General features: G+C 70.4%; 20 protein-coding genes and 1 tRNA gene. 7 read left to right on the top strand and 14 right to left on the bottom strand.

All coding sequences use genetic code 11. From position 1 onward, the window contains the following. Positions 1–82 precede the first annotated feature (82 nt). Positions 83–1,111, top strand: a complete 1,029-nt coding sequence (locus tag QUC20_RS04170; RefSeq protein ID WP_120263242.1) for an NADP-dependent oxidoreductase — start codon at positions 83–85, stop codon at positions 1,109–1,111. A 161-nt stretch (positions 1,112–1,272) separates the two neighbouring features. Here QUC20_RS04170 and QUC20_RS04165 read toward each other — a convergent pair whose 3' ends face one another. Then, on the bottom strand, positions 1,273–2,166 hold the full coding sequence (locus QUC20_RS04165) for a LysR family transcriptional regulator ArgP (RefSeq protein ID WP_289331031.1): 894 nt from the start codon (positions 2,164–2,166) through the stop codon (positions 1,273–1,275). Between the two features lie 71 nt (positions 2,167–2,237). Between QUC20_RS04165 and QUC20_RS04160 the strand changes: the two genes are divergently transcribed. Both QUC20_RS04160 and QUC20_RS04155 read left to right on the top strand, forming a co-directional pair. Further along, the gene (locus QUC20_RS04160; RefSeq protein ID WP_120263244.1) at positions 2,238–2,864 is read left to right on the top strand and encodes a LysE/ArgO family amino acid transporter; all 627 of its coding nucleotides are present in this window, start codon (positions 2,238–2,240) and stop codon (positions 2,862–2,864) included. Positions 2,865–2,878: 14 nt separating this feature from the next. Continuing rightward, entirely contained in the window at positions 2,879–3,154 is a 276-nt protein-coding gene (locus tag QUC20_RS04155; RefSeq protein ID WP_120263245.1) for an acylphosphatase, read from the top strand. 36 nt (positions 3,155–3,190) lie between these two features. Here the strand turns inward: QUC20_RS04155 and QUC20_RS04150 are convergent, their stop codons facing one another. The 6 genes from QUC20_RS04150 to QUC20_RS04125 form a co-directional block, all read right to left on the bottom strand. Then, entirely contained in the window at positions 3,191–4,234 is a 1,044-nt protein-coding gene (locus QUC20_RS04150; RefSeq protein WP_289331030.1) for an NAD(P)H-dependent flavin oxidoreductase, read from the bottom strand. An 86-nt stretch (positions 4,235–4,320) separates the two neighbouring features. Further along, a complete protein-coding gene (gene rplA, locus QUC20_RS04145) occupies positions 4,321–5,010 on the bottom strand; it encodes a 50S ribosomal protein L1 (RefSeq protein WP_120263247.1) in 690 nt (229 codons plus the stop codon). Positions 5,011–5,023: 13 nt separating this feature from the next. Further along, a complete protein-coding gene (gene rplK, locus QUC20_RS04140; protein WP_023952050.1) occupies positions 5,024–5,455 on the bottom strand; it encodes a 50S ribosomal protein L11 in 432 nt (143 codons plus the stop codon). 215 nt (positions 5,456–5,670) lie between these two features. Further along, positions 5,671–6,735 (bottom strand): transcription termination/antitermination protein NusG, encoded by a 1,065-nt coding sequence (gene nusG, locus QUC20_RS04135; RefSeq protein ID WP_120264378.1) that lies wholly within the window; start codon positions 6,733–6,735, stop codon positions 5,671–5,673. Between the two features lie 74 nt (positions 6,736–6,809). After that, positions 6,810–7,067 (bottom strand): preprotein translocase subunit SecE, encoded by a 258-nt coding sequence (gene secE, locus QUC20_RS04130; RefSeq protein WP_114588099.1) that lies wholly within the window; start codon positions 7,065–7,067, stop codon positions 6,810–6,812. A gap of 44 nt (positions 7,068–7,111) precedes the next feature. After that, positions 7,112–7,184: transfer RNA gene (locus QUC20_RS04125), tRNA-Trp, on the bottom strand. A 245-nt stretch (positions 7,185–7,429) separates the two neighbouring features. Between QUC20_RS04125 and QUC20_RS04120 the strand changes: the two genes are divergently transcribed. From QUC20_RS04120 to QUC20_RS04110, 3 genes are all read left to right on the top strand, one after another. After that, positions 7,430–8,854, top strand: a complete 1,425-nt coding sequence (locus QUC20_RS04120) for an HNH endonuclease signature motif containing protein (protein ID WP_289331029.1) — start codon at positions 7,430–7,432, stop codon at positions 8,852–8,854. A gap of 158 nt (positions 8,855–9,012) precedes the next feature. Continuing rightward, positions 9,013–10,863 (top strand): HSP90 family protein, encoded by a 1,851-nt coding sequence (locus tag QUC20_RS04115; RefSeq protein WP_289331028.1) that lies wholly within the window; start codon positions 9,013–9,015, stop codon positions 10,861–10,863. Positions 10,864–10,899: 36 nt separating this feature from the next. Next, positions 10,900–13,686: a tetratricopeptide repeat protein gene (locus tag QUC20_RS04110; protein WP_289331027.1), complete on the top strand. Its 2,787-nt coding sequence runs from the start codon at positions 10,900–10,902 to the stop codon at positions 13,684–13,686. Between the two features lie 79 nt (positions 13,687–13,765). Here QUC20_RS04110 and QUC20_RS04105 read toward each other — a convergent pair whose 3' ends face one another. Genes QUC20_RS04105 through gabT form a run of 7 tightly spaced genes read right to left on the bottom strand, consistent with a single transcriptional unit; the run spans position 13,766 to position 23,278 of the window. After that, positions 13,766–15,133 carry an NAD-dependent succinate-semialdehyde dehydrogenase gene (locus tag QUC20_RS04105; RefSeq protein ID WP_120263251.1) on the bottom strand — a complete coding sequence of 456 codons (1,368 nt, stop codon included), beginning with the start codon at positions 15,131–15,133 and terminating at the stop codon, positions 13,766–13,768. Between the two features lie 18 nt (positions 15,134–15,151). Then, positions 15,152–16,618 (bottom strand): NAD-dependent succinate-semialdehyde dehydrogenase, encoded by a 1,467-nt coding sequence (locus QUC20_RS04100; protein ID WP_120263252.1) that lies wholly within the window; start codon positions 16,616–16,618, stop codon positions 15,152–15,154. Continuing rightward, positions 16,615–18,174, bottom strand: coding sequence for an APC family permease (locus QUC20_RS04095; RefSeq protein WP_289331026.1), 1,560 nt, complete (start codon positions 18,172–18,174; stop codon positions 16,615–16,617). Before QUC20_RS04095 ends, QUC20_RS04100 begins: the two co-directional genes overlap by 4 nt. Then, positions 18,171–19,073, bottom strand: a complete 903-nt coding sequence (locus tag QUC20_RS04090) for a universal stress protein (protein WP_120263254.1) — start codon at positions 19,071–19,073, stop codon at positions 18,171–18,173. Before QUC20_RS04090 ends, QUC20_RS04095 begins: the two co-directional genes overlap by 4 nt. Beyond that, on the bottom strand, positions 19,070–20,428 hold the full coding sequence (locus QUC20_RS04085) for a flavin monoamine oxidase family protein (protein WP_120263255.1): 1,359 nt from the start codon (positions 20,426–20,428) through the stop codon (positions 19,070–19,072). The genes QUC20_RS04090 and QUC20_RS04085 overlap by 4 nt, the downstream gene beginning before the upstream one ends. Continuing rightward, positions 20,421–21,917, bottom strand: a complete 1,497-nt coding sequence (locus tag QUC20_RS04080; RefSeq protein ID WP_120263256.1) for an amino acid permease — start codon at positions 21,915–21,917, stop codon at positions 20,421–20,423. The genes QUC20_RS04085 and QUC20_RS04080 overlap by 8 nt, the downstream gene beginning before the upstream one ends. A 2-nt stretch (positions 21,918–21,919) precedes the next feature. Next, positions 21,920–23,278, bottom strand: coding sequence for a 4-aminobutyrate--2-oxoglutarate transaminase (gene gabT / locus QUC20_RS04075; protein ID WP_183045299.1), 1,359 nt, complete (start codon positions 23,276–23,278; stop codon positions 21,920–21,922). Between the two features lie 90 nt (positions 23,279–23,368). Between gabT and QUC20_RS04070 the strand changes: the two genes are divergently transcribed. After that, complete coding sequence (locus QUC20_RS04070) at positions 23,369–24,889, top strand: helix-turn-helix domain-containing protein (protein WP_289331025.1); 1,521 nt, start codon at positions 23,369–23,371, stop codon at positions 24,887–24,889. The last annotated feature ends 15 nt before the right edge of the window (positions 24,890–24,904 follow it).

Raw genomic sequence — 24,904 nt, 5'->3', positions numbered from 1 at the left:
CGGTCGAGACAATGTCACGATTGACTGAAGTCGACCGAGCATCATCGCCGCCGACGTCGGCGGCGTGAGGAAGGAGCGACGGATGAGATTCCGGCCGCTGCGCACAGCAACCGCCTCCCAGCCGACCACGCCGGCCGAGACGCCGCCCGAGACGATGCGCGCGGTCGTGTTCGACGAACCGGGTGCGCCGGAGGTCCTCCGCATCGGGGAGGTTCCGGTTCCCTCGCCCGCCCTCAGCGAAGTGCTCGTGCGGGTCGTCGCCGCCGGGGTGAATCCGATCGACACCAAGACGCGGGCGGGGCGCGGCGTGGCGGGGCTCATCGACCGCTGGCCGAGCACCCTCGGCTTCGACTTCAGCGGAGTCGTCGTCACGAGTCCATATGAGACCCACGAGCTGCAGCCGGGCACCGAGGTCTTCGGCATGCTGCCGTTCCCCCGATCCGGCGGCAGCTACGCCGAGTACGTCGTCGTCCCCTCGCTCTCGGTTGCCCGCAAGCCCGCAAGCCTCTCGCACGTCGAGGCAGCGGGGGTGCCCCTCGCCGCGCTCACCGCCTGGGGCCTGGTGGTCGAGACGGCGCATGCGCACGAGGGGCAGCGGATGCTGATCCACGCCGGGTCGGGTGGGGTCGGCCACTTCGCGGTGCAGCTGGCCGCCTACTTCGGCGCGCAGGTGACCGCCACCGGCTCCGAGCGAAACCTGCCCTGGCTGCGCGAGCTCGGCGCCTCGGTCGCGATCGACTACGCCACGACGCGTTTCGAAGACGTCGTCGGCGAGATGGACGTCGTCATCGACCTCGTGGGCAACGTGCACGACGACACCGGCTCCCGCTCGCTCGGGGTTCTGCGCCCAGGGGGCCTGTACGTGATGGTCCCCACCGGCGGATGGCCGGGGTACGCCGAGGCCGCCGCGGCGGCGGGCGTCCGGGCGACGGGATACAAGGTGATCCCCGACGGCAGCGTCCTGGCGACCCTCGGCCGGCTGCTCGACTCGGGCGCCGTCCAGGTCTTCGTCGACAGCGTGCACGATCTGGCCGAGGTCGCCGCAGCCCACGTCGAAGTCGAGCGCGGCCACTCCCGCGGCAAGGTCGTTCTCACCGTCGCGGAGAGCTGAGTCCGCCCCCTCGCCATCCGCCCCCCTCGCCATCCGCCGAGAACGTACCGTTGCGCCGACCACGCACCGACATTGCGACACTCTCGCGACGAGGGTGCACTCTCGGCGAACCGACCCTCGGCGAACCGACCCTCGGCGAACCGACCGTCGGCGAGGCGGGCTCAGGCGGCGGGCTCGAGCACGCGACGGGCTTCGGCGACGACCTCGTCGGCCACCGCGTCGAGCAGCGGTGAGGCGAGGTTCCACTGCTGCCAGTACAGCGGCACGACGATGTCGTCACCGCCGAGCCTGAGCAGCTCGCCCCTTTCCACGTGCGTGTGCGACTGCAGCGTCGGCAGCAGCGCCCATCCCAGTCCGAGCAGCACGGCGGTCGCGAAGTCCTGCGACGCCGGGACGCGATGCCGAGGCGGTGCGTCGACATCGACACCGGCGCTTCGGAGCCACCGGGACTGCAGCTCGTCGCGTCGGTCGAAGTCCACGACCGGCGCCGACGCGAGCCCGTCGCGGTCAGGTCCTCCTTCCGCCTCCGCCGTGAACCATCGCTTCGCGAAAGCGGGGGTCGCGACCGCCTCGTAGCGCAGCGCGCCGAGGGCCGACACGCGGCATCCCGCTACGGGCACGCGACGTGACGTGACGGCCCCCATCACCGTTCCGCTCTCGAGCAGACCGGCCGTGAAGTCCTGGTCGTCGCGATGCAGGTCGAACACGACATCGCGTGCGGACGCGACCCGCGCGAGCGGCGGCAGGAACCAGGTCGCCAGTGAGTCGGCGTTCACCGCGAGCGGGACGGTCATGACGCCCTCGTCGGTGCCGTCGAAGGCGTCGCGTTCGAGCAGAGCGAGCTGGCGCGCGTAGCGCACGAAGCGGTGGGCCGCCTCGGTCGCGCGTGCCGGCTTCGACCGCACGAGCAGCACCTGTCCGGCGATTCGCTCGAGAGCTCGGACCCGCTGACTCACCGCCGACGGGGTGATGTGAAGGCGGCGCGCCGCGGCATCCAGGCTTCCTTCATCGAGGATCACAGCGAGCGTCTCGACCAGGTCGACGGGCACACGCATCTTCAGCGATGCTTCACTGACTGAAGTTCCATGAACTGGACTGTACTGGGTCAGAACCATAGCTTCGACTCGTGCTCTCCGCCTCCCTTTCCGGCTTCGGCCTCGGCCTGTCGCTCATCGTCGCCATCGGCGCGCAGAACCTGTTCGTGCTTCGGCAGGGCATCCGTCGCGAGCACGCCCTGCTGGTGGCGACGATCTGCGCCCTCTCCGATGCCGTGCTCATCATCGCCGGGGTGACCGGCCTCGGCCTGGTCGTACAGAGCGTGCCGTGGCTGGTTCCCGTCGTGCGCTGGGCCGGGGCGGCCTTCCTCCTCGCGTACGGCCTCATGGCCGCGCGCCGGGCCTGGCGCCCGAGCGGGCAGGCTCTCGACGCTCAGGCCGCCGGCGATCGCGGGGCAGCCGCTCCCCCGGCTCGGCGCGCGACGGTCGTGCTCACGTGTCTCGCGCTGACGTGGCTCAACCCGCACGTCTACCTCGACACCGTGTTCCTCCTCGGCAGCATCGCCGCGACGCACGGCGACAACCGCTCCTGGTTCGCCGTCGGGGCGGTCGCCGCGAGCGCGGCCTGGTTCTTCGCCCTGGCTTTCGGGGCCCGTCTCCTCGGGCGGGTGCTCGCCACCCCGCGCGCATGGCGGGTGCTCGACGGGTTCGTCGCCCTCGTCATGATCCTCCTCGCCGTCAGCCTCGTCTGGCCGTGAGGCAGGATGAGGGGATGCGAAGCGTCCACGTGATCGTCGAAGGCCGCGTCCAAGGCGTCGGGTACCGCTACAGCCTGCGGCTGGAAGCCGACCGACGCGGCGTCGCGGGCTGGGTGCGCAATCGCGTCGACGGGTCCGTCGAGGCCGTTCTCGAGGGCACGGATGACGCGGTCGACGCGGTCCTCGCCTGGATGGCGGAAGGACCACCCGGAGCCCGGGTCGACGCCGCGAAGGTCACCGAGGCCCAGCGCGTCGGCTCGACGGGGTTCGAGGTGCGCGACACCCACTGAACGATGCGGACGAATCCGAACCGCCGCATCCGAGCCTCACGCCTCCGGCAGCCCCGCGGCGAGCTCGCGCAGCACGTCTGCCGCGTCGTCCCGCCGAGCGAGACCGGCGGCCTGCCCCGCCCACAGCGACGACAGTTCGGGATCACCGCCGGCGGCAGCACGGAACACTCCCGTGAGCCAGTTCTGCGCCGGGAAGGGCGCGATCACACCGGTGGACTCGATGTGACGGACCGCGCGATTCGGAATGCCGCGGGCGAGGCGCCCGCTCATCGCACGTGTGAGCACGGTCGAGGTGTCGTGCGCACCCGCGATGGCGGCGCGGTGCCCTGTGGAAGCGGCGGACTGCCGCGTTCGCAGGAACGCCGTCCCCACCTGCACCCCCGAGGCGCCCAGGGCGAATGCGGCTGCCACACCGCGCCGGTCGCTGACACCGCCCGCGGCGATCACGGGCACGGACACGGCATCGACGACCTGCGGCACGAGAGCGAAGGTGCCGACGAGAGAGTGTTCCGGTGCCGCGAGGAACGAGACCCGGTGTCCCGCGGCCTCCGCACCGCTCGCGACGACGACGTCGACTCCCCCGGCCTCGAGGGCCCGTGCCTCGGCGACCGTCGTGGCGGTTCCCATCACCCGGATGCCGAGCCGGTGCGCCTCGGTGACGACCGACGGCCCGGGCACGCCGAAGACCACGCTGAGCACGGCCGGCCGCGCCTCCCATACCGCCGCGAGTTGTTCCTCGAGCGGAGGGAGAAAAAGCTCGGGCAGAGAAGGCACGGCCGCGCCCGCGGCAGCGTAAAGGGGACGGAGGGCGTCGCGCGACGGCGCGGCATCCACGTCGTCCGGCGTCACCTCGTCTCCGAGCGGCAACCAGAGGTTCAGGGCGAAGGGGCCGGACGTGCGCTCGCGGATCGAGGCGGCCGTCTCACGGATGCGGGTGGCGTCGTAGCCGTACAGCCCATACGACCCGAGCCCGCCTCCCTCGCTCACCGCAGCGGTCAGCGTCGCCGATGACAGGCCCCCGAACGGCCCCAGTACGATGGGCAGGTCGATTCCGAGGAGATCGGTGAGGGGATGCGGCATGAGCCGACGCTAGCGCGAACCGCGCACGTCCGGAACGACGAACGGGGCCCCACCCGAAGGTGAGACCCCGTCCATGCGAATCGCGATCAGACGAGCGCGTTGACGTCCAGCGGGATGCCGGGGCCGAACGTGGTCGACACGGCGCCCTTCTGGATGTAACGGCCCTTGGCGCTCGAGGGCTTCAGGCGGACGATCTCCTCGACCGCCGCGTTGAAGTTCTCTTCGAGCTGCTCGGCCGTGAACGACGCCTTGCCGACGACGAAGTGCACGTTGGCGTGCTTGTCGACGCGGAACTCGATCTTTCCGCCCTTGATCTCCTCGACGGCCTTGGCCGGGTTGGGGGTCACGGTGCCGGTCTTCGGGTTGGGCATGAGGCCACGGGGACCGAGGACCTTACCCAGGCGGCCGACCTGGCCCATGAGCTCGGGCGTCGAGACGGCCGAGTCGAATGCGGTCCAGCCGCCGGCGACCTTCTCGATGAGCTCGGCGCCGCCGACCTCGTCTGCACCTGCGGCGATGGCGGCCTCAGCGGCCGGGCCCGTCGCGAACACGATCACGCGGGCGGTCTTACCCGTGCCGTGGGGCAGGATGACCGTGCCGCGGACCATCTGGTCCGCCTTGCGCGGGTCGACAGCGAGCTTCAGCGCGACCTCGACGGTCGAGTCGAACTTCTTCGAACCGGTGTCCTTCGCCAGAGCGACGGCCTCGGTGGAGCTGTAGAACTTGTCGCGGTCGATCTTCGCCGCGGCTGCTTCGTAAACCTTGGACTTAGCCATTGTGTTCTCCCCCTCAGCTCTCGACCGTGATGCCCATGGAGCGGGCGGTGCCGGCGATGATCAGCGAGGCGGCCTCGATGTCATTGGCGTTAAGGTCGGGCATCTTGGCCTCGGCGATCTCGCGGACCTGGTCCTTCGTGAGCTTCGCGACCTTGGTCGTGTGAGGCGTGGCGGAGCCCTTGGCGACGCCGGCAGCCTTCTTGATGAGCTCCGCGGCGGGCGGGGTCTTCAGGATGAACGTGAAGCTGCGGTCCTCGTAGACGGTGATCTCAACGGGGATGACGTTGCCGCGCTGCGACTCGGTCGCGGCGTTGTACGCCTTGCAGAACTCCATGATGTTGACGCCATGCTGACCGAGCGCGGGGCCGATCGGCGGCGCCGGGTTGGCGGCTCCGGCGTTGATCTGAAGCTTGATCAGGCCGGTCACCTTCTTCTTCGGTGCCATTCGTTTTCCTTTCATCGAGCGGATGCCGGCGGCATCCCTCTCCCGCACGCCCGGCATTTCCGAGCGGCGGTCGTGTCATGCAGGCGCGTGAGCGCCCGCAAACTCCCCAAGCCTACCGCATCCCGACCGTGAAGGTGTCAGCGGACAGCGCCCCCGACGCGGCGAAGCGCCCCGGCCGCCGTAGCGGAGGGGCGCTTCGTCGACGCGGGTTCGCGTTACTGCTTGGTGACCTGGTCGAACGAGAGCTCGACGGGCGTCTCGCGCTCGAAGAGCGACACGAGCACCGTGAGCTTGCCGCTCTCGGGCTTGATCTCGCTGATCGAGCCGGGAAGGCCGGCGAACGAGCCCTCCTTGATCGTGATGGTCTCGCCGATCTCGAAGTCGACCTCGGTGACGATGCTGCGCGTGGGAGCCGCGGCACCCTTGACGGCACCGGCCTTGGCGGGAGCGGCTTCCTTGACCTCGACGAGCGACTTCAGCATGTTGAAGGCCTCGTCGAATCGCAGCGGCGTGGGGTTGTGAGCGTTGCCCACGAAGCCCGTGACGCCGGGGGTGTGACGAACGACCGACCAGGTGTCTTCGGTGAGCTCCATGCGGACGAGCACGTAGCCGGGAATCCGGACGCGCGTGACCATCTTGCGCTGGCCGTTCTTGATCTCGACGACGTCCTCCATCGGGACCTCGACCTGGTAGATGTCCTCTTCGACCTCGAGCGTCGACTTGCGCTGCTCGATGTTGGCCTTCACCTTGCGCTCGAACCCGGCGTAGGAGTGGATGACGTACCACTTGCCCGGCAGCATGCGCAGCTCGGTGCGGAACGCCTCGTACGGGTCTTCGTCGTCGTTGCCGACGGAGATCTCGATGCCGGCGGCAGCCTCGAACTCCGAGAGGTAGTCGACGGTCTCCTCGGAGACGTCGACGTCGGGCTCGGGGCCGTCGTAGGGCTCGACCTCGTCGGCGGCTTCGGCGGCCTGCTCGGCGATCTCCTCTTCGAGGGAGTCGGTCAGCACCTCCGCAGCGGCCTCGGCCTCGGCGGCCTCGTCGATCTCGAGCGCGTCGTTCACGACGGCGTCGGCCTCGGGGTCATCGATCTCGACGCCGTCGAGGTCGGTGTCGTCCTGCTCGGCCTCGTCGTCCACCACGTGGACAGCGGCGTGCTCGGCGGCGTCGGAGGCGCGCTCCTGGTCGGCCAGCACGTTGCCCTCCTGGGCTTCGTCGTCCTCGCTGGACTGCTCGGCGGCCGTGGCCCAATCGACGTCGTCGGGGATGCGTTCTGACACTGCGTTCTCTTCCATCGGTTGTCGGGATGCCTGCGCGGCAGGCATTCGCGGGTCGTGCGGGCGGGGCCCGTCGATCAGCCCGGGACGCCGAAGACGACGGTCGTGATCCAGACGAACAGGACGTCGAGGCCGTAGACGAGCGCCATCATGACGACGACGAATCCGAGGACCACTGCCGTGAACTTCACGAGCTCCTGGCGGGTCGGGGTGACGACCTTGCGGAGTTCGGCGAACACCTGGCGGATGAAGATGATGATCCGCGCGAAGATGTTCGGCTTCTTCTCGCGGGGCGCGCCACCTGCGGCGACGACTTCGCCACCCTCTTGGACCATCGAACCCACCTGATACCTTCCGTGTGCCGGCTGACGCCGACGCGCAGGGCGGACAGGAATCGAACCTGCAACCTGCGGTTTTGGAGACCGCTGCTCTGCCAATTGAGCTACCGCCCTAGAGATCCTGCGGACCCCGGGGTCTACGCCCGCATTCCTCCACTGCCGTCGAGTCCTTGACGCTTGGGCATGGCGAAAGAATGCAGATTTCGACTGCTCCTCTCAGTGTACGTCATGACCGCCAGGGTCGCGAACGTCGGCACAGTTTTCGCGCCGACTCCTCCCCTCGCGAGGGGAGCCTCGGGTTGCGCACAGGGAAAGTTCTGTTCGATTCGGATGTCGGTGGTGCCTGCGAAGATGGGAACATGAAAACGAACGGCGACCGCAGGCTTGGGGGCGCGAATGCTCCGAGCGCGTCGCCGCACGCCGAGGCTTTCTCGGTGTTCGCCGACGCGCTCGATCTCTTTCATGCTGGCGAGGTCGCGCGGATGCAGGCGTTGGCCGATCTGGGCCGGTCGGCGTTGCGGGAGGCCCGGCACGGTGGGGTGCGGGGCATGGCCTCCGACATGGAGCTGCGATCGGTTGCGGCCGAGGCGGCGGGGATGGCCCGGTTGACGGATCGGCGGTTGCAGGGCGAGATCGACCACGCGATGACCGTCATCGACGACTACCCGACCGTGTTCGCCGCGTGGGCGGAACGGCGGATCGAACGCGGACACGTGGATGTGATCGTGCGGGTTGGGACGGGAGTACCCGATGAGGTGCGAGGGTCGTTCGCGGATGCCGCGATCGATGTGTGCGAACGGGATGTGCCCTCACGCGTACGAGGTGCGCTGGAGTTGTTGGCGGCACGGGTGCACCCGCGATCGTTCACGGAGCGGCACACGGCTGCGGCGGCGGAGCGGTGCGTGCGGGTCTTCCACGGGGCCGACGGGATGTCGAACCTCGTCGCGAATCTCCCCACCGTCATCGCTGTGGGGATGCTCGACCGGCTGACGCAGATGGGACAGTCGGTGAAGGACGCCCGGGATGCGGGGGCTGGCCGCGCTGGGGCGAATGAGGTCGGGGCGAGCCCGGAGGCTGACGCGGCGGATGCCGCCGGGGAGGATGCGGCGCCAGACGCCCGAACCATGGACCAGCTGCGGGCCGACATCCTCGGCGACCTCGTCCTCGGTGGAGCACCGGTGGTCGACCCGACCTACGGGGCCGACCGGACCGGCGGGCTCGGGGCGATCCGGGCGCGCGTGCAGGTCACCCTCACCGCGGAGACCCTGGTGGGCCGTGACGAGCACCCCGCCGACGCGGTCGGTGCCGGACCGATCGACGCCGACACGGCGCGTGAGCTCGCCGGACAGGTCACCGAGTGGGACCGGCTCTTCATCGACCCGGTCACCCGCACCCCGGTCGAGATCGACACCTACCGACCCACCGTCGCGATGAAGAAACTCCTCACCGCCCGCGACCAGCACTGCCGGTTCCCCGGATGCCGGCGAGCCGCGATCAGGTGCGAACTCGACCACACCATCGACTACGCCCTCGGCGGGCACACCCACATCTACAACCTCGCCCACCTGTGCCAACGACACCACTCCATGAAGCAATTCACCCGGTGGGAAGTGCGGCAGGTTGGTGGCGGGGTTCTGGAATGGACCTCACCCCTCGGCAGGGTCTACCGAGAAGACGTACCCGTGCCCGCGGTCTGCTTCACCACCGACCCGGCCGACACGACGGAACCACCACCGGACGACCGAACCGGCGGAACAACGCCACCCGGGCCACCACCCTTCTGATCGAGGGGGCCGGCCGGGCCCGTACGGGGACGGGCGCGGCGATTCTGGACGCGAGTCATAAATCAGGTCATAAATGACGCCTTACCGGGAACTGTTACGCTCGGCTGTCGCGCCGAGGACGCCATCGGTGGCGCGTACCCGAACACGAAATCAGGCGGATGAATACCGGACGATCCCAGCAGTTCCAGGTCGACCTTCGCGGCATCGTCGACCTCCTGAGTCGGCACATCTATTCGGGTCCTCGCGTCTTCCTGCGAGAGCTCATGCAGAACGCCTGCGACGCCATCACCGCGCGCGCCGAACTCCACACCGCGGCATCCCGCGTCGCCACCGCGTGGGAGTCGAGCGGCATCCGCATCACGCCTCTCAGCGAGCGCAGTGACGAGTTCATCGTCCGCGACGACGGCATCGGCCTCACCGAGTCCGAGGTCACCGACCTCCTCGCGACCGTCGGCCGCAGTTCGAAGCGCGACATCTTCGACCTGCCCCGGAGCGACTTCCTCGGTCAGTTCGGAATCGGACTGCTCTCGTGCTTCATGGTCGCCGAGACGATCGTCATCCGCTCCCGCAGCGCGCGCGGCGGCGACGCCGTCGAATGGCAGGGCAACGCCGACGGCACATTCACGGTGCGCACGATCGCCGACGACCTCCCGATCGGCACGAGCGTGCACCTGCGGCCCCGTCCGGGCCAGCGCGATCTGCTCAGCACACCGGCGACGGTCGAGTTGGCCGAGACGTTCGGCGAGTTCCTCCCCCTCCCCGTGCGCGTCGACCTCCCCGGCGGCGGCGAGCAGGTGACGACCCGCACACCGCCGTTCCGCGCCGCCACGACCGGCATCGACGAAGCGGCACGCTGGGCGTACGGGCGCGATCTGCTCGGCCAAGAGCCCTTCGATGCGATCCCCCTGCACGTCCCCGGTACCGACACGGTCGGGACCGCGTACGTCCTCCCCTACGCTCCCCCGCCCGGCGCCCGCCAGGCCACCCGCGTCTACCTCGGCCGGATGCTGCTGAGCGAGAACGCCGACGACATCCTTCCCGACTGGGCCTTCTTCGTCCGGGCCGTGATCGACTCCACCGCGCTCAGCCCCACCGCGAGCCGCGAGGCGCTGGTCGAGGACGACGCCCTCGAGCACACCCGTCAGGAACTCGGCGCCGCGATCCGGCGCTGGGTGCTCGACCTCGGCCTGACCGAACCGCACCGCCTCGCTCAGTTCGTCAGCGTGCACGAGGTGGCGCTGAAGTCGCTCGTGCGTCACGACGACGAGCTCGCCACGTTCATCGTCCGGTGGCTGAGCGTCGAAACCACGCACGGCCGGATGCGGGTCGGCGACCTCATCGGCCGCTTCCCTCACCTCCGCTACGTCGAGACCGTCGACGAGTACCGCCAGATCGCCGGCATCGCCGATCCCCGCCAGCCGCTGGTCAACGGCGGGTACCTCTTCGACGCCGAGCTGGTGCGCCTGCTCCCGCTCGTGTTCGACGGCGTCACGGTCGAGCACGTCGACCTGGCCGAAGAACTCGACCGACTCGATCCGCCTCCGCTCGACGACCGCGCGCGCGTCCTCGCGCTCGAGGAGCGCGCGAGCTCTGCCCTATCCGCCGTCGGATGCACCGTTGCGGTGCGTTCGCTCGACGCGGCCGAGATCCCGGCGGTCTACCTCGCGGGCGCCGAAGCGCTGCGCGCGATCGACCGCGGACGCGCCCGATCGGTCGGCAGCCCCCTGTGGGGAAGCGTCATGGACCGCATCGACGCGACGGCCGAGAAACTCCGCCCGGCGTCGCCCGAGAGCACGTCCGGAGGCGTTCGTCTGTGCCTGAACTGGCAGAACTCCGTCGTGCGATCACTCCTCGACATCCCTGACGACCTCGCGTTCGCGCGCACAGTCCACCTCCTCTACGTGCAGGCACTCCTCGCCGCCCAGCGTCCCCTCAGCGGCGAGGACCGCGCGCTCATGATGGGCGCGCTGCACGCGCTCGTCGAACTCTCCGCGCGCCCCGCGACCTGACCGCGCACCTCTCCTGGACCCCCCCGAAAGGACAGCATGAGCAGCGACCGTATCCTCGAACTGTTCGAGCAGATCGACCGCACCCCGGTCGGCGTCGAAGAACGAGCCCTCATCAACGAGGCGATCGGCCTCGCCGTAGACGCGGGCGACGAGCCGATGGAGTACCGCGCCCGGATGCGGCTGACCTCGTCCGCCTGCATGAGCGGCGACACCGAGGCCATGCTGACGTCGTTCGCCTGGTGCCTCGGCAAGCACGACGGCGACCCCGAACGCTTCCCGGCCGACCTCGGCGACGAGACAGCCGACCTGATGTGGCAGTTCAAGTGGATGGCCGACAGTCTGGCCGCATCCCCCGCCTTCGACCGCGAGCAGATCTCCGCCGTGCTCGACGACATGGAGAGCCACTACCGCGCGGCCGGACTCGGTCAGAGCGGCGTGCTCATGGCGCGCTTCGAGACCGCGTGGATGGCCGGCCGCCTCGACGAAGCCGAACAGCTGCGCACCCGGCTCGAGACCACGCCCCGAGACAGCCACAGCCATTGCGAGGCCTGCGTTCGCAGCGTCATCGCCGGCTACCTGATCGACACGGATCGTGAAGACGAGGCCATCCGTCTCGTCGAAGAACTCGTCGAGGGTGACTTCTCGTGCGGTGAAGAGCCCGAGCACGCCCTCGCGCGGTCGCTCGTCCCCTACCTGCACGCGGGCGAGTACGACAAGGCGCGTCTCGCACACCTGCGCAGCTACCGACTCGCCAAGGACAACGCCGACAACCTCGCCATCGTCGCCGACAACATCGTCTTCTGCGCGATCACCGGCAACGAGGCACGCGCACTCTCGCTCGTCGAGCGTCACCTCGACTGGCTCGCCCACGACGCCCTGGGCGTCGACGGTCACCTCTCCGCGCTCACAGCTTTCGCGATCGCGCTCGAGGCCGTCAGCGCGGCCGGCCACGCCGATACCATCGTGCGCGGCGCCGACTCCGACCGGCTCCGCGCCTTCTTCGGCGACCACGACGGACCATGGCGCGCTGCCGAACTCGCGGCCGTCATGCGTTCCGAGGCCGAGCGGATCGCCGGCGAATTCGACCGCCGTGACGGCACCGACGGCCACCGGCGCCGTCTCGATCGAGCCTGGGCCGTCGGACAGGAGCGTCATACGCTCCCGCTGAGCACCGAGCCGCTGCTCCCCCGTGTCGCCCCCGTGCCCGCGCGCTCTGCCGAGGAACTCGTCCAGCGCGCAATCGACCTCGGCGACTACGGGGCCTCGGAGGCCCTCGATGCGGCGGATGCCGCGCTCCCGGGCGCGGCCCTCGACCAGCGTGCCAAGCTCCACTCGGCCCGCATCGCGGCTCTCGTCGCCCGTGACGACCTCGACGGGGCCGAGGGTGCCCTGCGGGACCGCCTGGACGCCCTGCGGGCCGCGGGACGCGACGCAGAGGCGCACGTCGAGGAACGCGCCGGCCTCGCGCTCTTCGGGCGCGGCGCCCCCGATGACGTCGAGACGCTTCGCGCGATCCTCGCCGACGGCGACAGCCTGCCGCCCCGCCTCTACGCGGTCGTCGAGGTCGTCCTGGGCATGGCCGTCGCCGAGAGCGACCCGGAGACGGCGCGCGAGCTCCTCGACGACGCCCGCGACCGCGAGGCCGCGCTCGGCGACGATGACCTGCGCCGCATCGTCGCGCTCGCGCGAGCGTCGTTCCAGGGAGCCGTAGGCGCCTTCGACGACTGCGACGCGACGATCGCCGCGGCCCTCGAGAACCCTGCACTCGGCGCCGGCGCTCGTGCCCGGTTGCTCGGGCTGCGCGCCCGTATGCGCGGCGGCCAGGAACGGTTCCTCGACGGCGTGGCCGACGCCGACGAGCTCTGCCGCATCCTGGTCGAGCTCGACGCGCGCAGCGTTCTCGCCGGGGCGTATGTGCTCGCGGCGGCTCTCAACGAAGACGCCGGCGCTCCCGGAGAGGCGGTCGCGCGCTACCGATTCGCCGAGCGCGCCGCGACCGAGAACGGCGACGCCGTGACCGCGGTGCAGTACCGCCTCGCGCGGGCGCTGCTCGCTTCCGGCTCCGCCGACGAGGCCGCTGAGCTGCTCGTGAACGTCTACTCCGACGAGACCGACCGCGAGGAGCCGGCAGCCTCTCGTGCCCAGACGCTCATGCTGCTGGCCCGCGCCTTCGAAGACGCCGGCGAACCCGGCCGCGCCGTCGGTGCGTGGGAGTTCGCCGCCGAACTGTTCGACGAAGGCGAGGCTCCGGCAGGGCGGGCGAACGCGCTGCTGTCGCACGGACGCCTGCTGCACCGGTTCGGCGAATTCGACGACGCCCTCGCCTCCCTCACGACGGCGGTCGAGATCGCGCGCAGCGAACCGGACCAGGCCGGGCTGCTCGCCGAAGCGCGGCACTCGGAGGGCCAGGTCCGGGCCGCTCGCGGCGAGCAGGAGGCGCTTCCGGCCCTCGACGAGGCGCGGGAGGTCGCGAGCGGTATCGGCGCCCCGTGGCTGGTCGCCGACATCACCGACTCGCGGGCGCGGGCGCTCGCGATGCTCGGCCAGGCGGACGAGGCGGTCGCCACCGCGCTGCACGCCGCCGACGCCTTCGCCGAGGTCGGCGATGCGGGCTCGGCCGGGGCGTCCGAGCTGTTCGCCGCTCGGCTCCTCACCCAGAACGAGCGTGCAGGCGACGCCGTCCCGCTCTACCGGTCGGTCATGGAGCGCGCCGCGGAGATCCCGCCACTGCTCCAGGTCGCGGCGGGCGAGCTCGGTGACGTCTACGAAGCCCTCGGCCGTCCGGCCGAGGCAGCCGAGGCGCGCTCGCTCCTCGACGCCTGAGCCCGATCATCCACGACGAAGGGCGCGCCGATTCGCTCGGCGCGCCCTTCGTATTCGTCCGCGGGCTCCCCTCGACGGATCAGGCGCCCGTGCGGATGAGCTTCTTGTTCACGAACTCGTCTGCGGCGAGAAGCCCGAGCTCCCGCGAGGTGCCGCTGCGCTTGACTCCGCCGAACGGCAGTCCGGCTTCGTCCGCGAGCACGAGATTGATGTAGACCATGCCCGCCTCGATCGCATCGGCCACACGCGCGGCCTGCTCCGGCTCCGTCGTGAACACGTACGACCCGAGCCCGAACGGTGTGTCGTTGGCGAGCTCGATCGCCTCGGTCTCGTCGGCCACGCGGTAGACGACGCCGACGGGTCCGAAGAACTCCTCGCGGTAGGCATCCATCTCCGGTGTGACGCCCGTGAGCACCGTGCCCGGGTAGAAGGCGCCGTCGCGGCGCCCACCGGTCACGAGCGTCGCCCCCTGAGCCACGGCACGATCGACCTGCTCGGCGAGCCGCTCGGCCGCAGTGAGCGACGACAGCGGCCCGAGGACCGTGTCGTCGGCGAACGGGTCACCGACCTTCGCGTCGGCGAGTGCAGCGGCGAACTTCTCGACGAACGCGTCGTAGAGCCCATCGACCACGATGAACCGCTTCGCCCCGTTGCACGACTGGCCCACGTTGTCGAGGCGCGCCTCGGCGGCCGCCGCCACCGCGGCATCCAGGTCGTCGGTCGAGAGCAGGATGAACGGGTCCGACCCGCCGAGCTCGAGCGCGACCTTCTTGAGGTTGCGTCCGGCGATCTCCGCGACCGCCGACCCTGCGCGCTCCGACCCGGTCACCGATACCCCCTGCACGCGACGGTCGGCGATCACGTCCGCGGCCTGTTCGTTGCTCAGATACACGTTCGTGTACACACCGGCGGGAAAACCCGCGTCACGGTAGATCGCGTCGATCGCCGCGGCCGACTCCGGGCACTGCGGAGCGTGCTTGAGCAGGATGGTGTTCCCGACCGCGATGTTCGGCGCCGCGAAACGGGCGACCTGGTAGTACGGGAAGTTCCACGGCATGATGCCGAGCAGCACGCCGAGAGGGCTGCGCCGGATGACCGCGGTGCCCTCCCCCTCGATCGGGATCGGGGTGTCACCGGTGATCTCGTCGATGTGGTCGGCGTAGTACGCGGTGATGTCGGCGGCGAAATCGACCTCGCCCTCCGCAGCGGCGAGCGGCTTGCCCATCTCGCGCACGATGATCGCGGCGAGCTCGTCGCGGCGCTCACGGTGCAGCTCCGCGACTCGGCGCAGCCGGTCGGCCCGCTCGGCCGGCGCGACGACGCGCGACCAGGCGCGGTACGCCTCGTCCGCGCCGGCCAGGGCGCGCTCGACGTCATCGTCGGTCGCGGGATCGTACGTCGCCAGCGTCTCGCCGGTGGCGGGGTTGGTCACGGCATACGTGCTCATCGGTTCTCCTTCGTCTCGTCAGTCGGCGGGGATCAGGGTGTACTTCGTCGAGAGGTACTCGTGGATGCCCTCGAGTCCGCCCTCGCGCCCGATGCCCGACTGCTTCACACCGCCGAACGGGGCCGCCGCGTTCGAGACGACCCCCACGTTCAGCCCCATCATGCCGGTCTCGAGGCGATCGATCATCCGATGCCCGCGCGCGAGGTCTCGCGTGAAGACGTACGAGACGAGCCCGTACTCGGTGTCATTGGCCAGGCGCACAGCCTCGTCCTCGTCCGCGAAGGTCGCGATCGCGAGGACCGGTCCGAAGATCTCCTCGCGGAGGATGTCGCTGCCCGCGGCGACCTCGGTCACCACGGTGGGCTCGAAGAAGGTCCCCTCGCCGTCGATCGCCGATCCGCCGGTGCGCACCGTGGCGCCCCGGGCCACGGCATCCTCGACGAGCGCACCGGTCTTCGCTACCGCCCTCTCGTCGATGAGCGGCCCGATCTGCACACCGTCCTCGGTTCCGCGACCGATCTTCATCGCCGACACGCGTTCGGTGAGCCGGTCGGCGAACTCGTCGGCGATGGACTCGTGCACGATGAAGCGGTTGGCTGCCGTGCAGGCCTGCCCGATGTTGCGGAACTTCGCGAGCATCGCGCCCTCCACCGCCTTGTCCAGGTCGGCGTCGTCGAACACGACGAAGGGCGCGTTGCCGCCGAGCTCCATCGACACGCGCAGCACCCCCTCTGCGGCCTGTTCGATGAGCTTGCGGCCGACCGGGGTCGAGCCGGTGAACGACAGCTTGCGCAACCGCGGGTCGGCGATGATGGGCGCTGCGACCTCGCTCGAACGCGTCGCGTTCACGACGTTCACGACACCCGCCGGGAGGCCTGCCTCCTGCAGGATCTGAACGAACAGCGTCGTCGTGAGCGGCGTGAGCGCCGCGGGCTTGACGACGACCGTGCAGCCGGCCGCGAGCGCCGGAGCGATCTTGCGCGTCGCCATCGCGAGGGGGAAATTCCACGGCGTGATGAAGAACGACGGGCCGACGGGGCGCTGCGAGACGACCATGCGCCCGGTGCCCTCGGGATTCAGGCCGTACCGCCCCGAGATGCGCACCGCTTCCTCGCTGAACCACCGCAGGAACTCGCCGCCGTAGACGACCTCGCCGCGCGCTTCGGCGAGCGGCTTGCCCATCTCGAGGGTCATCAGCAGCGCGAGGTCCTCCTTGCGCTCCTGCACGAGATCGAAGGCCCGGCGCAGGATGTCGCTGCGCACGCGCGGCGCGGTGGCAGCCCACTCCTCCTGCGCCGCGACGGCGGCGTCGAGGGCTCGGATGCCGTCGGCCGGCGAGGCGTCGGCGATCTCGATGAGCGTGCGACCGGTCGAGGGATCGGTGACGGCGAACGTCGCGCCGCCTTCGGCGTCCACCCACTCGCCGCCGATGAAGAGGCCGCGCTCGATTCCCGCCAGCAGTCGTGTCTCGTTCTCGTGCGTCATCGCGCCACTCCTCTCGCGCGCCGGCTGACCGGCGCATCCTTGGTCAAAGTCTCGCCCCGGAAGAACGCGGGGCGCTTCACGGCCTGCCACACCATCACGACGACGCCGACGAGGATGACTCCCACGCCGAGGATGAACACGAGGCCCACGCCGCCGATCTGCGACCCGCTGCCGTAGGCAGGATCCATCGTGTCGATGAGCGTCGTCACGAACAGCACCGCGAGGATCGCCCCGCCGATCAGCGGGAAGAGGAACGTGAAGAAGACGTTCCGCACCGAGTCGAACCACTGACGCCGGAAGTACCAGACGCAGGCGAACGCCGTGAGGCCGTAGTAGAAGCAGATCATCATGCCGAGGGCGAGGATGGTGTCCCACAGCACGTTCTCGCTGACGATGCGCATCACGACGTAGAAACCCGACGCGACGACCGCCGACACGATCGTGGCGTATCCGGGAGTGAAGAACCGGGGGCTCACTCTCGCGAAGCTCTCGGGGAGGGCGCCGTAGTGCCCCATCGCGAGCAGCGTCCGCGCCGGCCCGACGAAGGTCGACTGCAGCGACGACGCCGAGCTGGTGAGCACGGCGAGCGAGACCAGGAACGCGAGCGGACCGAGGATCGGACCCGAGAGGTGGAAGAAGACGTTCTCCTGGATGTCATCGTTGCCGAGTCCGAGCTCGCCCGTGCCGACACCGGCGAACATGATCATGGCGATCGCGAGCAGCAGGTAGAGCGCGACGATCATGACGACCGTGATGGTGGCCGCTCGGCCCGGCGTGCGCTCGGGATCCTTGGTCTCCTCGTTCATCGTCAGGGTGACGTCCCATCCCCAGAAGATGAAGATCGACAGCGACAGCCCGGCGGCGAAAGCGCTGAACGTCGGCACCGCGAACGGGTTGAACCACGACCAGTCGAACGCCGTGGCGTCGAACGCGTTGCCCGAGACGGCTTCGACGATCGCCGCGATGGCGAACAGCACCAGCACGACCACTTGGAATGCGACCAGCCCGTACTGCAGCTTCTGAGTGGTCTGCATGTCGCGGTACGAGATGAACGTCGCCGCTGCGACGAACACGACGCACACGAGCACGTTGATCCAGACGACCGAGGCGAGGTCGGCGATCGACTCCTGTCCCGTGAGCTGCGCGATCAACAGGAAGAGGAAGTCGACGGCGACGCCGGCGAGATTCGAGAGCACGAGGATGGTCGCGGCGACGAGCCCCCACCCGGCCATCCACCCGATCCACGGGCCGAACGCGCGCGTCGCCCAGGTGAAGCTCGTGCCCGAGTCGGGCATGCGGTTGTTCAGCTCGCGGTATCCGAATGCGACGAGGAGCATCGGAATGAAGCCGACCAAGACGATCGCCGGGACCTGGGTGCCGACGACGGATGCCGTCGGCCCGACCGCCGCCGTGAACGTGTAGGCGGGGGCGATGCAGGAGATGCCGATGACGACCGCGCCGATCAGGCCGACCGTCCCGGCGCTCAGGCCTTTCCGGGAGATCCCCCCGGTGACGGGGTCGCCCGCGGGCACCCCCGCCTGTTCTGCTCGGGTCATGCGCTCGCTCCTTCGCGGTCGCTGCGGGTGCGGGGCACCACGATCATGGGGGCGGTGACGACGCGCAGCATCCGTGCGGCCGTGGAGCCCAGGAACAGCCGACGCGGCTGCGCGAGCCGGCTGGAGCCGACGATCACGACCTCACCCGCCTCCCATTCGAGGTGCGACACCGCGTCTTCGATGCCGTCGCCCGCCGCGACCACCGCGGTCACCTCGGCCTCGGGCGGGAGCGCCGAGCGGACCTCGTCGAGGACCTCCTGCGCGTGGTTGTCTCCGACGGTGCGGATGGCACCGGTGTCGAGGCCTGCCGGGAGGTCGAGGGCGACGAGCGAGAGGAGCCGCACTGGCGCCGACGTGGCCGCGGCGAGCTGGATGGTCGCCTCGACGAGAAGCTCCGTGCCCTCGCGCTCCCCCACCGCCGCCGTCAGGCGCGTGATGCCGGTCTCCGCCGGCACCCGGCGGGCACCGCGCGGCACCAGGGCGACCGGCACGTCGGACGAGTGCACGAGCTCGGTCGTCGTCGTGCCCAGTCGATGCCGCCCGCGATGACCGCCGTCGGCGGCGCCGACGACGATGAGCGAGGCGCCGAGCTCGTCGGCGGTGTCGATGAGCCCCGCCGCGACCGACTCCCCGTAACGGACGTGGGCACGGTGCGATATCCCCTCGGGCACCTCGGCAGCGCCCTCGCGCAACCAGCCGGCGGCCTGCTCGCGCAGCAGCCGTTCGTACCCGGCGTCGGGCGGCACGATCCCCGGCTTCTGGGCGGGCAGCACCAGCACGAGATGGAGCGCGGCTCCGGATGCCGTGGCGAGGCGACTCGCGAAGGCGACGGCATCCCGCCCCGCCTTGGTCGCGGTGTAGCCGACGACGATGCGGCCGCCGGACTCCGGGCGGCTCATGCGCGGTCTGCTTCGAGGATCTCGTCCGCGACACGGTGGCCCATGCGGATCGCCCCATCGACGTGCTGGTAGCCGAGCCCGGCGAGGTCGCTGCACGCGACGTGCAACGGCGCGACGAGCTCGAGCTGCTCGGCGCCGTAACGGGTCAGGCCGCCGAGGTCGAAGCTCGCGGCGTACGCACCGCGCGTCCACTCCTCGCTGCCCCAGTCGCTCTCGTAGTAGACGATCGGGTTCTTCGCCTCGGGTCCGTAGTAGTGCGACAGCGACTCGAGGATGCGCTCACGCCGCTCGTCGGCCGAGAGGCGGAAGAGGTCGTCGGCGTTCTGGTCGGAGACGAAGCCGACGAGAGTACCGCGCTCATCGCCGTGGTTGGTGTTGTCGTACGCCTCGTGCGACAGCTCGTAAGGGCTGAACGCCGTGCCCGACAACCCTTGCTCGCGCCAGAACGGCCGGTCGTAGACGGCGTGCACCTTGATGACGAAGCCCATCGAGAAGTGCTGGTGCATCTGGTGCTTCAGGCGCGGCAGCGGCGGCGAGAACGAGATGCGGTTGTAGAGCACGGGGGCCAGGGCGAGCACGACGTGACGCGCACGCACGGTGACCTCGTCGGCACGGACGACGGCACCCGAGTCGGAGTACTCGATCGAACGCACCGGCTGACCCAGCAGCACATCCTCGCCGAGTCGCTCGGCCAGGCGCAGCGGCACCTGCTGCAGACCTCCCACGACGCGCTTGTCGAGGATGAAGTCCGCGTCGACGAGGTGCGAGTACGACCCTGCCGACGCCGCCATGAGCAGCGACTGGAGAAGCGAGAAGGTGTGGGTGGGCTTGGTGAGCATCGCCGAGCCCGTGGCGAACGCGAGGTTGCGCACCGCCTCGTCGTCGTCGGTCTGCTGTCGCAGCCACGCGTCCCATGAGACGCGGTCCCACTCGGCCGCCTTCTCGTGCGCCCACGGGCGATCGGGATCGATCTCGGCGACCATCGCGTCCAGGCGCGCGGTGATCTCGTCGATGATGCGCTCGGTCTCCGGCGCCACGGGGAACATCTCGCCGCGGAAGCGCCGCGCCTGTCCATCCGGACCGACGTACACGCTGTCGCCGTCGCGGTACCGCGTGTACGTGTCGAGCCCGAGGTCGGCGAGCGTGTCGATCAGGGCGTGCTGGTCGGGCGAGACCCACTGGCCGCCGAGCTCGAGCATCGCGCCGTCGATTTCGTCCGTCCACAGCCGTCCGCCGACCCGGTCGCGAGCTTCGAGCACGACGACCGACAGCCCGGCCTTCCTCAGGTCGTTCGCGGCGGTCAGTCCGGCTGCGCCGGCTCCGACGATCGCGACGTCGCGGGTGATCTCAGTCATTTCCGACTCCTTCGTTGGCAGAACCCGAGACCGGGGCGACACTCTCCCGGTCGAGCCGACGCGCGCGCAGGTTTCGGCGCACGAGCGGCCAGAACACCAGTAGTACACCGGTGGCGATGAGACTCGTCCACACCTGCGAGCGCCCCGACTCGGTCGTGAGCATGACCACCACGACGGCGGCGATCGCGACGATGAGGAAGATGTTGAGCCACGGGTGCAGCCACATCTTCAGCTTGAGCGCGGCCACCTCCTCGGGCGTCATCCGCTGACGCAGACGCAGCTGGGTGAGGGCGATGAAGACGTAGACGAAGAGGGCGACGAGCCCGGCCGAGTTCATGATGAAGTCGAAGATGCCCGAGCCCGGAGTGAGGAAGTTGACGAGGGTCGCGATGAGCCCGCCGATCGTCGACGCCAGCAACGCCATGACCGGGACGCCGTTGCGCGAACGCTTCGCGACGATCCTCGGGGCGAAGCCCTTGTCGGCCAGGGCCGAGAACATCCGCGACGCCGAGTACAGCCCCGAGTTGAGCACCGAGATGACGGCCGTGAAGATCACGAGCTGCATGATGACGTCGGCCCCGGGGATGCCGAACCGCGACAGCGCGATCGTGAACGGCGCATTCGCGACATCCGTCGGCGCCGGCAGCTCGTCCCACGGGACGACGGTGACGATGACGAGGACCGAGCCGACGAAGAACAGCAGGATGCGCCAGATGATCGTGCTCGTCGCCTGCCGGATGCCCTTGGCGGGATCGACGGATTCGGCCGACGCCATGACGGCGATCTCGGTGCCGAAGTACGAGAAGATCACGAGCGCGACGCCGGTGAAGGCGACGCCGATGCCGTGGGGCGCGAAGCCGCCGTGCTCCCACAGGTTGGGGACGGAGAAGGTCGCCTGCGGCCACAGCCCGAGCGCGAAGAGGATGCCGGCGCCGAGGAACACCACGATCGCGAGCACCTTGATGCTGGCGAGCCAGAACTCGACCTCGCCGAAGGTCCGCACCGAGATGACGTTCGTGCCGACGAAGACCGCCAGCAGGATCAGCGACCATCCCCAGGAGGGGACGCCGGGGAACCAGGTGTGCATCGTCTCGCCGCCCAGCACGGCCTCGTAGGCGAGCACGCCGACCCAGAAGTACCAGTACAGCCACCCGACGAGATAGGCGGCCCAGTCGCCCAGCCCGACGCGGGCGTACTCCATGAACGAGCCGATCGCCGGCCGCGAGGCGGCCATCTCGCCGAGCATGCGCATCGCGAGGAAGACCAGCAGGCCGCCCAGCAGGTACGACAGGACCGCGGCGGGGCCGACCGTGCGGATCACGTTGCCGGATCCGACGAACAGACTGGCGCCGATGATGCCGCCGAGCGTGATCATCGTGACGTGGCGCGACCTCAGCTTGTTCGAGCGCGCCTTCGTCACCGCCCCGAGCCCCGCGGACGTCTCGGGCGAGACCGGGTTCTCCCAGCCGCTGGAGCTCGGGGCCGCCACGCTCAGACCCGCCCGAGCGCCGCGGCGATGACGTCGAGCCCGTCGTCGAGCAGCTCGTCGCCGATCGAGAGCGGCGGCAGGAAGCGGATGACGTTGCCGTAGGTGCCGCACGTGAGGACGATGACCCCCTCGGCGATGCAGGCCTTCGCGATCGCGGAGGTCAGGGCAGCATCCGGGGCGCCGGTGGCCGGGTCGACGAACTCGGCGGCGATCATCGCGCCGAGACCGCGGACGTCGCCGATGCGGGGGTCGGTCTCGCGCAGGGTGTTCAGCCGGTCCGTGAGGCGTGCGCCGATCTGCTGGGCACGCTCGACGAGCCCGTCGTTCTCGAACGCGTCGATCGCCGCGAGCGCCGCCGCGCAGGCGACGGGGTTGCCGCCGTACGTGCCGCCGAGGCCGCCGGGATGCGACGCGTCCATGAGGTCGGCACGACCGGTGACGGCCGCGAGCGGGAGGCCTGCGGCGATCCCCTTCGCCGTCGTGATGAGGTCGGGGACGATCCCGAAGTGCTCGCTGGCGAACATGGCACCGGTGCGAGCGAAACCGGTCTGCACCTCGTCGGCGATGAACACGACGCCGTTCTCGCGGCACCAGTCGGCGACCGCCGGCAGGAACCCGTCCGCAGGCACGATGAAGCCGCCCTCGCCCTGAATGGGCTCGATGACGACGGCGGCGAGGTTGTCGGCTCCGATCTGCTTCTCGATCTGCGAGATCGCGCGGGCCGCGGCATCCGGACCCGAGAGGCCGTCGCGGAACGGGTACGACAGCGGCGCACGGTAGACCTCGGGGGCGAAAGGCCCGAACCCGCTCTTGTAGGGCATCGACTTCGCGGTGAGCGCCATCGTGAGGTTCGTCCGGCCGTGGTAGCCGTGGTCGAAGGCGACGACCGCCTGACGGCCGGTCGCCTTGCGTGCGATCTTCACGGCGTTCTCGACCGCTTCGGCGCCCGAGTTGAACAGCGCGGTCTTCTTCTCGTGGTCACCGGGGGTGAGCCGGTTGAGGGCCTCGGCCACCGCGACGTACGACTCGTAGGGCGAGATCATGAAGCACGTGTGGGTGAACTGCGCCACCTGGGCCTGCACCGCGGCGACGACGGCGGGATGAGCGTTGCCGACCGAGGTGACGGCGATCCCGGACCCGAGGTCGATGAGCGAGTTCCCGTCGGCGTCGACGACGACTCCGCCGCCCGCGGCGACGGCCTGGATCGGCACCGTGTGACCGACACCTGCCGGCACGGCGGCGGCCTTGCGGGCCAGCAGTTCCTCGGATCGGGGTCCGGGGATCGCGGTGACGACGCGGCGCTCCTGCGGGAGGGTCGGGCCGCCGAGGGGGATGGTCGGCGTCGAGGTCGAGGTGCTCATTCCGCGACAGTAAGACGCGCATCGCGCAACCCGCATTCGCCGGGATGTACAGTTGCCGCACCTCTTATCGCCCGTCTGTACAGGATGCCGATGCCCACCGCCACTCCCCCGTCGCCGACGATCCGCGCGCTGCTGGCCCGGCGCGAACTGGATCTGCGCCTCTCGACACCCGCCGACGACCCCCATCTCGACGCACCCGTGCGCTGGGTCCACAGCTCCGATCTCGCCGACCCGACGCCCTTCCTCTCGGAGGACGTGGTGCTGCTGACGACGGGCACGCAGTTCACGGCCGACCTCGATGCGGACGCGGAGGCGGACGCCTACGTGAGCAGGCTTCGGGCGCGCGGCATCCGCGGCCTCGGGTTCGGTACCGAGGTCGTGCGCGACGGCATCCCCGGATCTCTGCGGAATGCATGCGCGGCCGCGGGGATGCCGCTGTTCGAAGTGCCCTACCGCACGCCGTTCATCGCCGTGGCGCGGGCGGCCGCCGAGGCCATCGCGGCGCAAGCGTACGCTCGGCGCAGCTGGGCGCTCGACGCGCAGCGCGCCCTCGCGATCGCCGCCCTGCGCCCCGACGGCTTCGACGCGACGCTCGCCGAGCTCGCGCGTCAGCTCGGCGCCTGGGTGGGCCTCTACGACGCCTCGGGGACGCTGACGCACGAGCACTCCTCCGCCGGTTCGTCGGTCGACGACGAGCTGCGCCGAGCCGTGGACGCGGAGGCAGCGGCCCTGCTGCGCCGGGGCGGTGGAACCGGTGCCGCGATGCGGCTGGCGGGGCACCCGGTCACACTGCAGACGCTCGGATCGGGGGGTCGCCGGGGCGTCCTGGTCACCGCCGGAGTGGAACTCGATCAGGACGCCCGGGCCGTCGTCACCGCCGTCGTCGCGACGACCGGCCTCGCCCTCGAGCAGCGCCGGATGACCGCCGGGGCGTGGAGCGGGCTGCGGGCTGCCCTCGTCGACCTCCTCGCGGATGGGCACCTCGCCCTCGCCCGTAGAGTCGCGACCGACGCGTGGGGCGGCTTCCCCGCCGCGCCCTACGTCGTCGCCGTCGCCGATGCGCACGCCCCCACGGGCGCCCGGGAAGTGCTCGACAACCACGCGACCGCCGGCCGGCTGTTCTACGGCCGCGACGAGGACGGGGTCCTCCTCATCGTGGGGGCGTCCGAGCGCGGGGTCCTCGACGGCATCGCCGCGCGCTTGTCGTGGCGGATCGGAACCGCCGCGGCGGCGACCGATGATGACGTGACCTCGGCGCGCGATCGGGCACGGCTCGCACGCGACCGCGGACGGCCGGGGGCGGCGACCGATGTCGTCGACGCTCCGGGCGACCTGCTCGACGATCTCGCTACGGCTCCCTCGCGCGCCCGCGCCGGCGCCGAGCTCGCCCCGCTGCGCACCCACGACGCGCGGCACGGCACGGCGCTCGAGGCGACGCTCGTCGCGTGGCTCGACCATGACGGCGCCCACGAGGCCACGGCCCGCGCGCTCGGCGTGCACCGGCATACCGTCCGCACGCGCATCGCTCTCGCGCAGCGCCTGCTCGGCCGCGACCTGACGACCTTCGCCGATCGCGCCGCCGTCTGGACGGCACTGCGCCTCTCCCCCTGACCCGCCCCTGGTTCC

Source organism: Microbacterium arborescens, from assembly GCF_030369635.1.
GTDB lineage: Bacteria > Actinomycetota > Actinomycetes > Actinomycetales > Microbacteriaceae > Microbacterium.
This window is presented reverse-complemented; position numbering and strand designations above follow the sequence as displayed.

Excerpts from the sequence above, each read along its gene's own strand:
- QUC20_RS04170 (WP_120263242.1), top strand. The coding sequence starts at position 83 with ATGAGATTCCGGCCGCTGCGCACAGCAACCGCCTCCCAGCCGACCACG.
- QUC20_RS04165 (WP_289331031.1), bottom strand. The coding sequence starts at position 2,166 with ATGCGTGTGCCCGTCGACCTGGTCGAGACGCTCGCTGTGATCCTCGAT.
- QUC20_RS04155 (WP_120263245.1), top strand. The coding sequence starts at position 2,879 with ATGCGAAGCGTCCACGTGATCGTCGAAGGCCGCGTCCAAGGCGTCGGG.
- QUC20_RS04150 (WP_289331030.1), bottom strand. The coding sequence starts at position 4,234 with ATGCCGCATCCCCTCACCGATCTCCTCGGAATCGACCTGCCCATCGTA.
- rplA (WP_120263247.1), bottom strand. The coding sequence starts at position 5,010 with ATGGCTAAGTCCAAGGTTTACGAAGCAGCCGCGGCGAAGATCGACCGC.
- rplK (WP_023952050.1), bottom strand. The coding sequence starts at position 5,455 with ATGGCACCGAAGAAGAAGGTGACCGGCCTGATCAAGCTTCAGATCAAC.
- secE (WP_114588099.1), bottom strand. The coding sequence starts at position 7,067 with ATGGTCCAAGAGGGTGGCGAAGTCGTCGCCGCAGGTGGCGCGCCCCGC.
- QUC20_RS04120 (WP_289331029.1), top strand. The coding sequence starts at position 7,430 with ATGAAAACGAACGGCGACCGCAGGCTTGGGGGCGCGAATGCTCCGAGC.
- QUC20_RS04115 (WP_289331028.1), top strand. The coding sequence starts at position 9,013 with ATGAATACCGGACGATCCCAGCAGTTCCAGGTCGACCTTCGCGGCATC.
- QUC20_RS04110 (WP_289331027.1), top strand. The coding sequence starts at position 10,900 with ATGAGCAGCGACCGTATCCTCGAACTGTTCGAGCAGATCGACCGCACC.
- QUC20_RS04105 (WP_120263251.1), bottom strand. The coding sequence starts at position 15,133 with ATGAGCACGTATGCCGTGACCAACCCCGCCACCGGCGAGACGCTGGCG.
- QUC20_RS04100 (WP_120263252.1), bottom strand. The coding sequence starts at position 16,618 with ATGACGCACGAGAACGAGACACGACTGCTGGCGGGAATCGAGCGCGGC.
- QUC20_RS04095 (WP_289331026.1), bottom strand. The coding sequence starts at position 18,174 with ATGACCCGAGCAGAACAGGCGGGGGTGCCCGCGGGCGACCCCGTCACC.
- QUC20_RS04090 (WP_120263254.1), bottom strand. The coding sequence starts at position 19,073 with ATGAGCCGCCCGGAGTCCGGCGGCCGCATCGTCGTCGGCTACACCGCG.
- QUC20_RS04085 (WP_120263255.1), bottom strand. The coding sequence starts at position 20,428 with ATGACTGAGATCACCCGCGACGTCGCGATCGTCGGAGCCGGCGCAGCC.
- gabT (WP_183045299.1), bottom strand. The coding sequence starts at position 23,278 with ATGAGCACCTCGACCTCGACGCCGACCATCCCCCTCGGCGGCCCGACC.
- QUC20_RS04070 (WP_289331025.1), top strand. The coding sequence starts at position 23,369 with ATGCCCACCGCCACTCCCCCGTCGCCGACGATCCGCGCGCTGCTGGCC.